Genomic DNA, 14,232 nt, shown 5'->3' on the forward strand with positions numbered 1-14,232 from the left:
ATTTAGAATCGAAGTACTAACATTTTTAGATTTGATTCTGCAATAGTTTCTGATGAGGTAAGATGATATGTATTGAGTTTTGATGATAAATTGATTTATTCTGTCATTAAATCTTTTATTAACTTATTGACTTGTGTATCTTCATCATTACCCTGGACTCTTACTTGGTCGGTATCTTGGTCGGAGAACTCGCTTTTATCTTTATTTATAATAGCTTTAAGTGCTTCAACCCCCTTTGAAACAAGGCGATTATCTTGGTCGGCGTCTTGGTCGGTCATTTTTACATCTTGGTCGCTTACTTGATCGTTCATTCACTTTTTAATTTTAGATTTTGTGAATATCAAGTCGATTTATTTAGATAGAAATAAAGCTAAAAATCTTTTAGGAAGTTCATTGATGAGGTTAAACTTATATTGATTTCATCAAATATCATTAATCCTTTGCAATTTCACTAAAAGCCCTTACATTAGCCTTGATTTAGGTGGTTAGGTTAGGTTTAAAAAGGGAATAGGACGCTCGTTCATTCCCTTTTGTTTTTTGAGATCAATTGATTTGTTATTTCAAATTTCCAGTAATGATCAGCATAAAATCACTTTCCCATTAGACCATACGATTTATGAATCCTTTTAACATTCTTCGATTTCTAGTACTGTTTTACTCAATTTTAGGAGTAGATCATTATTCTGCTCAGATACCTGATGGTTATTACAGTTCAACAGAAGGATTGAGTGGTGTGGAATTAAAAGCTGCTCTTAATGATATCATTGATGATCATAGACAATTTTCTTATACGAGTACAAAAATGGATGTGTGGGATATTCTGAAAGAAACAGATAAAGACACTATTGATACCAGTAAGGTATTTCTTTTTTATACGGGTTGGACTGTTGATGCTGCTCGAGAATATAATAGGGGTAGAGGATGGACACGTGAACATGTTTGGGCAAAATCACGAGGTGATTTTGGAACTAGACTTGGACCAGGAACAGATGTTATGCTTTACGGCCTTGTGATATTACTGTAAACACGGCTAGAAGCAACAGATGGTTTGGATGTGGGGATTATGAATATATTGATGGGGACGGAGCGACTTCATGTTATACAAGCACCTCATCATGGATTTGGGAGCCACGTGATATTGTTAAAGGGGATGTTGCTCGAATGGTTTTCTATATGGCCACAAGGTATGAAGGAGAGAACGGAGAGGTAGATTTGTTTATTATTGATTCTATACCGAGAGATAATAAAACGAAAGTGCCTGTTCATGGAATGCTTTCTGTTTTGCTCCAATGGCATGAAGAAGATCCTGTTGATGATTGGGAAAGGAAACGGAATGAAGTGATTTATTCTTATCAAGGGAATCGTAATCCTTTTATTGATCGTCCGGAGTTCGTGGAGATGATTTGGGGTACTTATGTTGGTGTTGAGGATTACGCTAAAGATGAGGCTAAAGAATTGATAATGGTTCTTGATGTGCTTGGTAGAGAGGTTGAAATTGAGCGTGGTGTTTTGCAGTTTTATATTTATTCGGATGGGAGTGTTGAGAAGAGGGTGTTGAGGTAGGATTTATGAGGTGGGATATTGCGAGAGCTGGGGATTAGATAAAGTCTTAGAATAAAACAATAATGGGTAGTAAAATTAAAATAAGAGAATTAGAAGAGATTTTCAATTTGATAATCTCTAAATTAGAGTTTGAATTCAATAAAGGAGAAATTGAATTAAATGACGACTTATATAGAATAATACCTACTCAACATTGGTCAATCACAAAAGTAGAAAACGAATTAATAGGTTCTTTGAATGATGATATTAATGAGCTAAAAAAACTAATTTCAGATACTAGCAGACCCACTACTTTCGTTGACCTTGATCGTTGCGCAAGTTTGTTAAGGGCTATAAGTGAGAGGTTTAATTCCGCTATAGGTTAGTGAGTTTGAACTTACTCTTTCATTCTTCAAAAAGATGGTAATTTATTCCAATGGCATTAGCAGATTTAGCTATCACTTTTAGTGAGGGCGGGGAAATATACCACTAGAAAAAACTATGTAAGTTTAAATTGTACAATTGAAAAATGAAAGATTTTACTGATTATTTTATTTACCTATTATTTGAGATAATAGTCAGTTATGTGGCTGTTTCATATTTTGGTTTTAGCTTTCACGCAGGCTTATTTTTGACCATTTATTTTATATTATCTCCAACTCTTATTTATATAAAGCATTTTGGCTTAGGACGGTTCAGTACTAAGTTCAAAGATACTTTGATGTTTAACCTGCAAAAGGTTATACAGAGAAAAACAAATTCAACAAGATTAGATCGGGTTTGTTTCACAACTTATCTATTGTTCATATTTTTGGTGTATCACTAATTCTATTGAATATTAAAGTATAAAGCCGTAAAATTCAAACTGATTCTGCCTTCGTAATAGAGAAATAACTTTCATTTCCGTCAAGGGATGAAATGTGATTTCAATAATTATCTGGAGATGAAATGTCGCGAGAGATAAAATATTAATCTACCTTGCCTTAAGCTGTCAGAATGTTACCCATTCAAACATTGAAGTTCATTGAGGTTTTACAAAACTATTTATGAGTTTCATACTATGTTCATCAAACTATTTTAGAATGATTGCATATTGATTTAGCAAACGTTAACAAGGGTTCTCTAAAACTCGGTAATTACGTTTCTTGAAATTATCATTCATGTTTGAATAAGCCAGACTCTGCTTATTTTTGAGTTCAACTATCCGATGCTAATTAGATAGCTTTAATAATTTCATGAGGTACAATTGATCAGACTGGATCTATCAGATGGTGTAAATTCTTTCTGACTTCCAAAAAACTTGTATCTTGATAGATAAAATAAATTAACTTTTTTTATTATAGTTTTGAAAATTCTTTTACATTTATACAAAAGAATTGCTAATCATTCTTTTACTTAAAGAAGGTTATGTTTGTTCACCTAAAGTAACAAATCACAATTAATACCTATTACAAATGTTAAAAAGAAAATATTTTATTTTTGCTATACTTTCAATGGGAATAATAGCATGTCAAAAAGAAGAGCTAGGCAAAAATGTTAACGATAATTCGAGTAAGATTTCTAATTATGAAGAATCTCAAACACGAAAGTTCAAAAAAGAGGTTGTAGTTTACGACAAAACTAATAAGAACAATGTAATGATTGCTCTGCATTCAGATGATGAAAATATTATTTCAGATTTTCTTAAAAATAATGAGTTAATAATAAACACTTCAGATGCAGATATTGTTAAAGCTTTAAGCAAACCTGTTAGTGATTATGAACCAATCGGTAACGACTTAAATCACGATATGGTAACAGAACCCAAATTAGTGATAGAACTAATTAAACAAAACATAGATTCTGAAAACAAGTATTTCTCGCTTCGTTTTGAAAGTAAAAATTATATGAAAAACTACCAATCAGGGTATCCAATTGGCTTCGAAACAAATTCGCAAATTATAGGATCAGTTCACCTGGGTTACGGATATTCTTATTTTTCAGGGTATCAATTCAAGGCAAAGTGGTGGAATACACTGTGGGATGATGTTTACGTTAATGGAGCGAAATCATTTTTTGTTAATGCCTCTCCAAATTATTACAATTATTATGATTTCTCAAATATCACAACGCGTAAAAGAAAGATGACTATTAGACCAGACAGACGACAAGGAGGTATGAATTATGAGGTTTTCTATTCGAAAATGGCTGATAATGCTTTATCTCGAGAGTGTTTTTTAGGATCTTATGATCCCAACAATTTTGGAGAATGTTACTATGGAACTGTTCCCGAAGGATCAAGTGCGTTTTGGCATGATTACGGAGGGACTACAGGTACCTGGTTTATGTACACACCTGTAAATGGCACTTGTCCTTGGAAGCCTGAACCAGGTAGTGGTTTTGATGGAGCAAATTGTAGAGTTGTAAAAATCCCTTCTGCTATTGCTAATTACGGAAGACAATATATTTGGAGACGTAATTTGCTTACCGAATCTAAAAGGTTTGGAGAAATATAAATTTCACATTAATAATAGGGAGGTGGTTAGCACTCCCTATCTTTTTATATCGATAAAATGAAACTTAAATTATTATCAATATTCATTTGTTTTATTGGCTTCAGCTGTAAACATGATTTAGTAAACGAAAATGACGTAGTAGAAGTTATAGCGACTTTAAATGGGGAAAAATTCGATAAAAAACATTTTGATTCAATTACAGCAAGTCAAGTTTTTGAATTAAAAATTAACATTATAAAAGAAGAGATAGCTAATAAGCTAATAGAAGCTGAAGCAAAAAAGAAGAATATAAGCTCATATGAATTTATTAATAGTTTTCATTCATCAATAGCAGATTCATTGATTCAAATAGAATTAAAAAGAAAAAACTACAACCAAATAGTCAACATTGATAGTTCTGAGGCTCACGGTATATACAAAACAACTGAATATCATGTAAAAAAAACAATTTTGGGGGAAAAGTTGATTAATAGCAAGAGCTTTGAAATATTCCTAGAAAAAGAATTTCATCAATCTTTTACTGGTGAGGTTTATGGTTCATACCTAATACCACCAAAAGAAAATGTAGATGGAGAGATAGTTGTTTTATCAAATTATGAATGCTCATACTGTTATAATTTTCATAAAAAAATCAAATCTCTTATAGAAGAAAATAATAACAACTTTAATTTTAAGTTTGTTTATTTTGGTGATCAAATATTGAAATTTGCTAACGCTCCAGTTGCTGCAGGACAACAAAGTAAATTTAACGAAATGAATGATTTTGTATTTAAAAAGGTTCAAGATGGTAATATAAGTGATTCTCTTATATTTGAATTTGCCAAGGAACTAAATCTAGACTTGAAGAAGTTCAGAACAGATTATTTTTCTGCCGATACTTATAAAATACTGGATGAAAATAGAAAAACTATAATTTCAAATAATATTTACAGTACACCAACGTTAATTATAGACAATATGATTTACGATGAACCTAATATACTTGATATTTTAAAGAGAAAAATCAATGAAAGAAAGTAATTATTTTATAATATTATTATATTTAGCTTTGCTTTCTTGTTCAAAAGAAATAGAGATAGATTTAGAAAAAGTAGAGCCACGATTAGTAGTTAGATCAGAAATAACAAACAAACCTGATACAGTTGCGCCAGGACCAGGCACTATTTTTCCACAGTATATTCCTGCAAAGCTTGAGCTTGGCTTAAGTTCATCTGTAACCGATGATCCCACTGAAAATATCGTTGATGCGAAAGTTGTCTTAAAGAAAAATAATTTCGTTTACGATACAATCTATTACAATTCAACCAAGGAATATTATGAACTTTTTGAAACACCAGATGACTTACCAGAACCAGGAGATGACTTGTCGCTTGAAGTGATTTATAATAATGAGAAGGTATCTAGCTCTGCTAAAATGCCAAGTAAAGTTGATATTATATCAATAGACACTTCGATATATTATTCTCATTATATAGAGGGTACTGGTATGTTTTCTGAGGGCACATTAACATTTCAAGACCCTGGATCAGAAGAGAATTATTATGAATTAATGGTTTGTAGTTCTGGATTATATAATGGAGAGTTAAATCCACTAAGAATAAAAACAGATGAAACTTTTATTACTGGTGAAAAGCATTACCCAAGTGAAATCAATACAAACCAGTACGTTTTTGATCAAAAGTCACTACTATTCACAGACAAAACATTTAATGGCGAGAAAAAATCTGTTCGTTTTTATTTTATAATAGGGGGTTACAAACACAGCAATACAATTGATTTTGGTCACAAAACTAGAATCTATCTTTTGAGAAACGTAACAAAGGAGTATTATATGTTTAAAACTAGTAAAAGAACATATTTGTTGAACAGTGGTGAAAACTTTTTAATGGGTGCCTCAGAGCCACAAAATGTTTATACCAACATAAAGGATGGTCTTGGCTCATTTGGAGTGTATACGCATGATCAAGAAATATATTTCTTTCCTAAACGAACGATCCAATTGTAATGCATTGTTTATGCCTAGAACATTATTTATATCAATCGTTATATGTCTACCATTATCTTTATTTGGTCAACAAAAAATAATTAGTGGATATTTATATGATAAAAGCAGCAATGAAAGCATAATTGAGGGTGTTATTTTCAGTATTCCTTCGAAAAATGGTGTCACGACAAATGAATATGGATATTATAGTTTAAGGCTTGATTCATTAGACTCAATTATTATAGTAAGAGCATACGGATATTCAGACACTATGATTTCACTGCCTAAATTAAAAAGAGGGATTTCATTAAATATTTACTTAAAACCCAAAATTACAAGCTTTGAGGAGATTGATATCTATTCGGGTAAAATGAAGGTTAGAGAAGATGAGATGGGTGTGATGTCAATCCCAATGAAAGATGTTAAGAGGATGCCTAACTTATTTGGTGAAGTTGATATTATAAAATCATATCAAATGACACCAGGCGTTCAATCTGGAGGTGAAGGTTCGAGTGATTATTATGTTAGAGGTGGTGGAGCTGAGCAAAACCTAATGCTTCTAGATGATGTTCCTCTTTATAATATTTCTCATTTTGGAGGGTTTTTCTCAGTATTTAATTCTGATATCATTAAAAACACAAAACTAATCAAAAGTGGATTCCCCAGTCAATATGGAGGTAGACTATCATCCGTACTTGATGTTCGCAGTAAAGAAGGAAATTCTAAAGAACTTATTGCTCAAGGTGCAGTTGGTTTGTTGTCAACTCGTCTTGCAGTAGAAGGACCTATTGTAAAAAATAAAGCTTCGTTTATTGTTTCAGGACGAATAAACCCAATTCCTGTTTTTAGGTTAATTGGCAATGGATTAAATTATCATTTTAATGATCTAAATGCAAAGGTAAACTGGGATGTTTCAGATAATGACAAATTATTTTTGAGTTTTTATAGAGGAAGAGACAAAGTGAAGGATAAATCTGGAGGTGAAACAGATAATACTCCTTCACTTAAAAATACTTTATCTTGGGGTAATACAATGGTAGCTTTTAGATGGAACCATAAATTTGGTTCAAGAGTATTCAGTAATATGACATTATACAACACAAATTATTCATATATAGAAGAGTTTGAATTTAAAGAAGATACTGATACATCCAAGAGGAATATTTATAATGAATTGTTTACCGGCGTTCGAGATGTAGGATTTAAATATCATTTATCCTTATTTCTCAATTCAAAAATAGATTTAAATTTAGGAGTAAATTCAGTTTTCCATCGGTTTACACCAAACGATATTTATTATGAACAAACAGGATCTGACATAGAAAACATATCTCGCTCAAATAACACTAAAATGGATGCTTTAGAGAATATAGCTTATTCCGAAATCAATATCGATTTGGGGTGGTTATCTGTCAAAGGAGGAGTGCGCTACTCAAATTACATTTTAGACAGCTTGACTTACAATAATTTCGAACCTAGATTAGTAAGTAGTTTCAATTTTTTCGAATCTTGGTCTTTAAAATATTCATACACGGTGATGAACCAATATATACACCTTTTAGCATATTCTGGCACCGGCTTACCCTCAGATTATTGGATGCCAACGAATTCAGAAGTCCCACCTTCAAAAGGATTACAACATTCTATTGGATTATATAAATCTTTAAATAAAGATAAATACATTTTAAGTTTGGAAGGATATCTTAAGAACACCAATAACATAATTCAGTTTAAACCAGGAGAAACATTGATAGGGCAGGTAGGCTCATGGGATGAAACAGTTGAGAAGAATGGAAAGAATCGATCGTATGGTTTAGAATTTATGGCGCAAAAGAAAAGAGGTGATTTACACGGCTGGATAAGTGCAACCTACTCAAGATCATTACTACAATTTGATAATTTAAATGAGGGTAGGGTTTTTCCCTTTAAATATGATAGACCTTTAAGTATTAATGTTGTAGCGATTTATGATTTAAATGATAATGTCAACTTTTCTTTAACCTGGCAATATGGATCTGGTTATCCAATAACATTAGCGGATGAAATATATATACACAATGGAGATTATATATTTCACTATGATGACATAAACAATACACGGATGAGGGATTATCATAGGTTAGATGTTTCATTTAATCATACAAAAGAAAAGAAATGGGGAGAACGTACATGGACAATCAGTATTTTCAACTTGTACAACAGGAAGAATCCTTATTACTATTATTATGAACATGAATACGAAAATGTTTCGGATGGAAAAGGAGGTGCTGAGGCAGTAAAGGGTGACTTGAAATTATATCAACGCAGCCTTTTTAATTTTTTTCCTTCATTTAGTTACAGCTTTAAATTTTAAAATTATGATGAACAAGTTTCTTTTCTTTCTATTTATGGTCTTTTCAGCATCACAGTCTTTAGCTCAGTCTAATAAGATTTCTATTCAGGGTGGAGCCACCATTACACAATTTAACTCCTCAGTCATATCCAATCAAGAGTTAAAATTTGGAGACATTTATTATTTAGGTTTTGAACGTGAAACAACGAGCAACCTACTATTGTCTATTGGTCTAAGTTATACTTCAATGGGAAGTAATCTGATCGGTGAAGCTTTTGATAGTTTAAGCGTTACACAGTTCACTAGCACCTTTGATTTTAATTACATATCCATACCTTTGAGGATTGGAAAAAAAATCGGTGATAACTTTTTTGGATTTGGATATTTAGGGGTTTCAAATAGGCTTCTGCTAAGTGCAACAGAGGATAGACCAATAATAAATTCAAAACTTGAAATAACTGGTCGTCAAGAGGCAAAAATAACTAAAGACATCAAACGTTTCGATTTTGCAGGTCTAGCTGATCTTGGATTTGGCAAAAAGTTTTCAAATCATGAAGTGTTTTTATCTTATAGTTTTACATTTTCAGCTACATCCTTTTCAACCGACAGCTTCTTTTCAGGTTCAAAACCTAGAAATTTCGGGAGTTTTTTAAAAATAGGTTATAACTACTGTTTTTAACTTAGGAAAGTTTTTCATATTTTTTTCATTAAGATTGTTTTCTATTTGCATCCTTTTAGCATTTAAATGATTGATAATATATAATTTTATTACATTAATAAATTGGTGTTTTTTGAAGACTCCCTTTTCTAGGAGATTAGTTTAATTCTTTTTATGACATCCATCACAATTCTAACAACATTACAACTAATCCCTCTTGCGGTGAAATATCGTTTTTCGAACAATTGACATTACTATGAGCCCAAATCCCAGGAGTATTTAAACACATATTTTTGCTAACGATTTCAAAAGCTTTAACTCCTTTCTTTTGGATGAGGTTTGGTAATCCTTCGCGGATATCAATGTTGTGTTTGTTGCCAAGATGATGAAGGAGCTTTTTAAGCGACTGCAATTGTTTTTCTGAGTACTTGTGGTAGAATGAAAAGCCTTTGAATGGTTCGGTAAGTTTTTCGACTTGCTCGGGATCTACTTCTTGACCAACGTAAGTGAAGTAAGAGTTTTTAGCTCTTGTGATTGATTTTGGTTTTCCGTTTTCATCTTTTTCGAAGTAGCCTTTTGTTAATCTTCCGAAGCTGCAAAGTTCTACGCCAATGCTCTGGCTATGTAGTGGATTGTTGCCTATTCCAAGATGCCATGCCCAATAATTGTTTGGAATTGCTTGGAGTATTTTTCCATCGTGATCTGAATTGTCGTTTTGGATGGACTGGCCACCGATGACAAACTCTGTTGCTACTTTGTGTGGTCGTTGCCCCCAATCATCGATGACACGATATGGGTTTTGCCAACCGGCTGTGTGGTGTAGGAATATTGATTTCTTTTCTGTTGGTTGGTTGTGGTATGCGTAGTTTGGGAGTAGGTATTCGGAGAATAATTCTTCTTTGTTTGGGTTATTAAGCATTTCCCAACCGTCGCAGAGTAGAGACCAGGTTACTGGTCCTACAATTCCATCAACAGCTATGTTTTGTGATTTTTGAAAGAACAAAACGGCTTTGTGGGTTTGTGGACCGAAGATTCCATCGGGTAGGAGGTTGAGGAGTAGTTGGAGTTGTTTTACTTCTTGGCCACGTGAGTGGAGTTTTAGAGTTTTCATATAAAAATTATTTTATAATTTTTGGGCGATTTGCAAATCGCCCTTACAATCGGATAGTGATTAGCTACGAGATGGAATCTCGCAGCAGCCATCCTACTTTCTTTTGTCTTTTGTTGTTGTTGGAAATGATATCAAATTGAACATTTCACGGAGTCTGGAACGGACTCTTTTGCCATATAATTCTTCAAGTTCATCAGCATTGAGATTGGTAGTGGCGTGGGTAACAATTTGATAATTTGTTAGTAAATCGTAACGTTGAAGGAGTATTTCTCCGATTGTGTTGCATTCGTTACCGTAGAACTTACTGTTGCTTTCTACTCCCAAATCATCAATGAAAAGTGGGGTGTGTTTTTTTCCGTATCGATTGATTATTTCAACTCCTTCACGTTGATATTCGAGGGCTATGTCTCGTGAAGATTTGATGTGGTAAAAATCTTCTTTGAAAAGAAATACGCGCAACAAATTCATGATTGTTGTTTTGCCTGATCCAATGGGGCCGATGAGTAAAATTCCTTTGTTGAGATCAATGTTGTACTTCTTGCATTGACGTTCTTCATGAATCATGTAAATGATTAGACGATGGAATGTAAGGACATCGGAACGATGAATTTTAAATTGGTCACCGTATTTTGATTTACCCAGGTACTGGATGTATCGAAGTGTTTTTTTAAAATTGAAAACACGTTGATTGTTAACTATTTTGTATGGTTTTTCCATGATTTGTTTTTTTAAAGTGGGATATCGTAATCTTTGTTTTCGTTGACGTGAAGGCGTTGTTGTGCTGGACTTCTGCTTTGTGCTTGATACTTTTCATCTCGCATAATCCAATTTCGGGCAGCAGCTTTCCACTTTTTCATGGGGGCTTTTCCAGCAACTTTCCAACCGTTGGATTCAAAATGATTGAAAAACATTTCAGCAACTTGGTAAGAAGATTTATTCTCGTGAAAAAATGTTTTTACTTCTTGAAGTTCTGGAGGGACAAATCTTTTTCGTTTGGTGGGTGATGTTTTTTTGGACGTATCAGACGAATCGGACGATTGCAAATCGTCCTTACTGTTTTTTTTGGGCGATTGCAAATCGCCCTTACAAGAAGATTTCTCATTTTTATTTTGGGATGGATGGGGGGAAGATTTTTTTTCTTCCCTTTTTTTTGTTTTATATTGTTTGTTATTGTTTATTATATGTTTAGTATTGTTTAAGAAAGGTCGCACGAGATGTTCAGATGTTGTATCAGGTGATGTATCACTTGTTGTACCACATGATGTATCAGGTGTTGTATCACATGATGTATTAGGTGTTGTACCACGTGATGTATCAGGTGTTGTATCGAATCTGTACATGTGAACTTTTGAAGATTTAAACCTACTTTTAGAAGGTGTGTATTTGATGTATTTCCATTCACTTAATTGCTTTAAGCATTTTGAGTAAGTGTTAGTAGATCCAATCTTCGAAAGGTGCATTAATTCATCACGTCTTATATTGATTTCTTTTTTGAAACGTGTACCGTTCCAAATTTGGAATAAAGCAAGGTACAAGCTAATGTGCCATGGAGTAACGCGCTGATCATTACCAAATTTGACCAGCGTGTTTTCCATGTGATGGATGTAATTTACTTCTTTCATAACTATATATTTTGTTTGTTGTCATCAATGAGGTTGAGTATATCCTCTTTGTCATAGAAAATTACTCCGCCAACTTTAGAATAGGGTATTGTACCATTTACCCTCATGTTTTGAAGTGTTCCAGGAGATATTCCAAGCATGCGTTGGACTTGGTGTGATTTAAGTAATTCTACTTCTGGAGTTCTTGAACTGTTTTCTAGTAGTTCATCTTTCATAAGTTCTAAAGACGCAATGATAGCCTCCTTAAATTCTTGCAGATCTTCCCGCGTTACGATTGATATTTGCATTTGACTATGTTTTTGTGATTCAGTACAAATAGAAGTAATTATGTTGGATTAATTGATTTGCAAGGGCTTGCAGTTATCTTGAGAACATCAATGTTTATAGGGTCTACATTGATTTATTTTTTTGATATTGGAGAATCAAACTTTTAAAGTTTTATTTTTCATCCAAATCATATCAAAATGAAATAATTGACATCTAATTTTATTTAAAATAGAGTTAGGAAAGTTTTTTTATTCTTGGTGGATTACAGTCTATTATTTAGATTCTTGATTGATTTAAACTGTTCGTTTACAGTGTTTTGAGGTGGGGTTGTTAGTCTTTGCGTGAATAGGATTTTTTTTGTGCAACCTCCATTGCAACCCCCTTAGAACCCTTATAAACATTAAGAAGTTCTGATAAATTCAAATATTCAATTTATTTTGATGCAATTTGTAGCTTTTTGAGGAGGTTTTAGGAGTGTGGTTTATCCTGATTAGGGTGTTTTTTAGCTAAACTTAACAGTCCTTGATTGAGATAATGGACATATATAGGGGGAATATTTGAGAATAGGGAACCACTGATTTTATGACTACTCAAGGAAATATTTTAAAACTTGATAAGATTCAATAGCCTATTCGATTATTGTAAGAAATAAGCTATTCTTTATTCTGATTTGTGACATCCAAAATGTAAAAAGCAAAATCGCGAAGCATCTCTCTGCTTTTGCTTTCTATCTTGTAGAAGTTATTTCGTATGCTGTCTGGGGTATAAGAATGGTCAGTCTCGTTTTTATGCGTTTCATGAATCCATTCTGAGAACTGAATCATTGATTCTGGTTTGAATATTCCAAAATCTTTTGACACTAAATAATATGCACCTAGCTTTTTACTGCTTAGTGTGGTTACAATCTTCTCATTTACTAGTTTTTGAGATTCAGGAATTCTAGTTTGAGTTTCTCTTTTAACATGTTTCAACTCTAAATTCACCCACTGTAAAAGATCCAAAACGAGGGGAGTCTCATCCGCATTAAAGGGTTTTATTGAGGAAAGTTTTAATTGTAAGTATTCCTTTTTCTTAGTCATTAAGAATTCATTTCTCTCTTCAAAACCATCTGATTTTATAAGGGTAGATTGTAATTGATGGATTATATACTCAAAAAAAATCTGCTTTTTAAAACTTATGGATATCAGAAAATGAATAAGGTCTGTTTGACCAAACGTTTCATGTTTATGTTTCTCTAAAAATTTGCTAAAGTGATATAGAAATCTCTTGAACTCATCAAACTCTAAATAGGTTATTCTTTTTGAGATGTCAAAATCCAGAATTTTTCTCAGCTCATCTTCAATTAGCAACTGTAGTCTTTCTTCAATTTCTATTTCATCCAGTTGCTTGAGTATCTTTTCTGTTTTGGTTACAACATCGTTTTGATTAAACAGTTTGGAATAATAAGGTATATCTTTCTTCTGGTCAATAAAATCATAGAAAGTCGTAGAGATATAATCTAGAATTTCAAGCATAGACTTATAGACTAGTATAATGCAGTCTTTATCGGTATAGACCTTCTTTACCTTTATTTCAAGATCTGAAGACTTTAGGTTAAATTCATTGGTGATTTCATTAAGGTTACCATGTAAATCACGTTGAATTTTAATGATGCTTGACTTTAGTTGGTCCTCACTCTGAGTAATATTAATTTGCTTGATTATACCAATGTGTTTTTTCTCCATTTCTTGAAGAAGTCTATTGAAGTAACAGTATTTCAATCTATTTTTTTCAACTTCATCCCAGTCTGCATCTATAATCATTCCTACCAGTTGCACACCGTTTTCAGATTTGTAGATTAATTTATTCTCAAGATTTACGGTTTGAATATCTAAGTGCTGTAAGATTTTAGACTTTAAATTATCTTGAGCTTTTTTTGGAAAATGTGGTTCCTCTGCATCGAAATAACTTTCTGCCAAGGGGTGGGCTGAACTAATTCTTATTTCTTCAATAAACTCAAAATCGTCTTTATCGTACTTTGCAAGGATCATTTCCTGACAATAAACTCCTTCGGAATTAAAGTATTCGGTAATGTTGGATGTGTCGACGGTTTTTGGAGCGAGATCACCATTTATGAGTTCATGGTAAGAAATTGTTTCATAAAAAAGTTCCTTCATAGCGTAGTGGTTTTTTACTTTTAAAGTAAATTGTTCATTCAAATAGGGATAACAATATAAAAAAA

14 protein-coding genes are annotated in these 14,232 nt (G+C 32.6%); 8 read left to right on the forward strand and 6 right to left on the reverse strand.

Annotated features, from left to right (window positions below; all coding sequences use genetic code 11):
- Positions 1-95: 95 nt before the first annotated feature.
- Positions 96-311 (reverse strand): hypothetical protein, encoded by a 216-nt coding sequence (locus CW751_RS14505; protein ID WP_101335749.1) that lies wholly within the window; start codon positions 309-311, stop codon positions 96-98.
- Between the two features lie 305 nt (positions 312-616).
- Between CW751_RS14505 and CW751_RS14510 the strand changes: the two genes are divergently transcribed.
- From CW751_RS14510 to CW751_RS14545, 8 genes are all read left to right on the forward strand, one after another.
- Positions 617-1,024: a hypothetical protein gene (locus CW751_RS14510; protein WP_101335750.1), complete on the forward strand. Its 408-nt coding sequence runs from the start codon at positions 617-619 to the stop codon at positions 1,022-1,024.
- Positions 1,015-1,563 (forward strand): endonuclease I family protein, encoded by a 549-nt coding sequence (locus CW751_RS14515; RefSeq protein WP_101335751.1) that lies wholly within the window; start codon positions 1,015-1,017, stop codon positions 1,561-1,563. The genes CW751_RS14510 and CW751_RS14515 overlap by 10 nt, the downstream gene beginning before the upstream one ends.
- Positions 1,564-1,625: 62 nt before the next feature.
- Positions 1,626-1,928 (forward strand): hypothetical protein, encoded by a 303-nt coding sequence (locus CW751_RS14520; protein ID WP_101335752.1) that lies wholly within the window; start codon positions 1,626-1,628, stop codon positions 1,926-1,928.
- Positions 1,929-2,996: 1,068 nt separating this feature from the next.
- Entirely contained in the window at positions 2,997-4,037 is a 1,041-nt protein-coding gene (locus CW751_RS14525; RefSeq protein WP_133122240.1) for a hypothetical protein, read from the forward strand.
- A gap of 57 nt (positions 4,038-4,094) precedes the next feature.
- The gene (locus tag CW751_RS14530; RefSeq protein ID WP_101335754.1) at positions 4,095-5,057 is read left to right on the forward strand and encodes a DsbA family protein; all 963 of its coding nucleotides are present in this window, start codon (positions 4,095-4,097) and stop codon (positions 5,055-5,057) included.
- Positions 5,044-6,042, forward strand: a complete 999-nt coding sequence (locus CW751_RS14535; RefSeq protein WP_101335755.1) for a DUF4249 family protein — start codon at positions 5,044-5,046, stop codon at positions 6,040-6,042. The genes CW751_RS14530 and CW751_RS14535 overlap by 14 nt, the downstream gene beginning before the upstream one ends.
- Before the next feature lie 10 nt (positions 6,043-6,052).
- Positions 6,053-8,374, forward strand: coding sequence for a TonB-dependent receptor (locus CW751_RS14540; RefSeq protein ID WP_165779326.1), 2,322 nt, complete (start codon positions 6,053-6,055; stop codon positions 8,372-8,374).
- Between the two features lie 4 nt (positions 8,375-8,378).
- Complete coding sequence (locus CW751_RS14545) at positions 8,379-9,032, forward strand: hypothetical protein (RefSeq protein ID WP_133122241.1); 654 nt, start codon at positions 8,379-8,381, stop codon at positions 9,030-9,032.
- Between the two features lie 163 nt (positions 9,033-9,195).
- Here CW751_RS14545 and CW751_RS14550 read toward each other — a convergent pair whose 3' ends face one another.
- The 5 genes from CW751_RS14550 to CW751_RS14570 form a co-directional block, all read right to left on the reverse strand.
- A complete protein-coding gene (locus CW751_RS14550; RefSeq protein ID WP_101335758.1) occupies positions 9,196-10,122 on the reverse strand; it encodes a peptidoglycan recognition protein family protein in 927 nt (308 codons plus the stop codon).
- A gap of 93 nt (positions 10,123-10,215) precedes the next feature.
- A complete protein-coding gene (locus CW751_RS14555; protein ID WP_240612592.1) occupies positions 10,216-10,839 on the reverse strand; it encodes an AAA family ATPase in 624 nt (207 codons plus the stop codon).
- A gap of 11 nt (positions 10,840-10,850) precedes the next feature.
- The gene (locus CW751_RS14560; RefSeq protein WP_101335760.1) at positions 10,851-11,744 is read right to left on the reverse strand and encodes a transcriptional regulator; all 894 of its coding nucleotides are present in this window, start codon (positions 11,742-11,744) and stop codon (positions 10,851-10,853) included.
- A gap of 2 nt (positions 11,745-11,746) precedes the next feature.
- Positions 11,747-12,031 carry a helix-turn-helix domain-containing protein gene (locus CW751_RS14565; protein WP_101335761.1) on the reverse strand — a complete coding sequence of 95 codons (285 nt, stop codon included), beginning with the start codon at positions 12,029-12,031 and terminating at the stop codon, positions 11,747-11,749.
- Positions 12,032-12,664: 633 nt separating this feature from the next.
- Positions 12,665-14,232, reverse strand: a 1,568-nt coding sequence (locus tag CW751_RS14570; RefSeq protein ID WP_205677845.1) for a hypothetical protein, incomplete at its 5' end; no start/stop codon positions are given.

It is taken from the genome of Brumimicrobium salinarum (assembly GCF_002844555.1).
In the GTDB taxonomy this organism is placed as follows: Bacteria; Bacteroidota; Bacteroidia; order Flavobacteriales_D; family Crocinitomicaceae; genus Brumimicrobium; species Brumimicrobium salinarum.

Coding starts and splice junctions, on each gene's coding strand:
- CW751_RS14505 (WP_101335749.1), bottom strand. CDS start 311: ATGAACGATCAAGTAAGCGACCAAGATGTAAAAATGACCGACCAAGAC.
- CW751_RS14510 (WP_101335750.1), top strand. CDS start 617: ATGAATCCTTTTAACATTCTTCGATTTCTAGTACTGTTTTACTCAATT.
- CW751_RS14520 (WP_101335752.1), top strand. CDS start 1,626: ATGGGTAGTAAAATTAAAATAAGAGAATTAGAAGAGATTTTCAATTTG.
- CW751_RS14525 (WP_133122240.1), top strand. CDS start 2,997: ATGTTAAAAAGAAAATATTTTATTTTTGCTATACTTTCAATGGGAATA.
- CW751_RS14530 (WP_101335754.1), top strand. CDS start 4,095: ATGAAACTTAAATTATTATCAATATTCATTTGTTTTATTGGCTTCAGC.
- CW751_RS14535 (WP_101335755.1), top strand. CDS start 5,044: ATGAAAGAAAGTAATTATTTTATAATATTATTATATTTAGCTTTGCTT.
- CW751_RS14540 (WP_165779326.1), top strand. CDS start 6,053: ATGCCTAGAACATTATTTATATCAATCGTTATATGTCTACCATTATCT.
- CW751_RS14545 (WP_133122241.1), top strand. CDS start 8,379: ATGATGAACAAGTTTCTTTTCTTTCTATTTATGGTCTTTTCAGCATCA.
- CW751_RS14550 (WP_101335758.1), bottom strand. CDS start 10,122: ATGAAAACTCTAAAACTCCACTCACGTGGCCAAGAAGTAAAACAACTC.
- CW751_RS14555 (WP_240612592.1), bottom strand. CDS start 10,839: ATGGAAAAACCATACAAAATAGTTAACAATCAACGTGTTTTCAATTTT.
- CW751_RS14560 (WP_101335760.1), bottom strand. CDS start 11,744: ATGAAAGAAGTAAATTACATCCATCACATGGAAAACACGCTGGTCAAA.
- CW751_RS14565 (WP_101335761.1), bottom strand. CDS start 12,031: ATGCAAATATCAATCGTAACGCGGGAAGATCTGCAAGAATTTAAGGAG.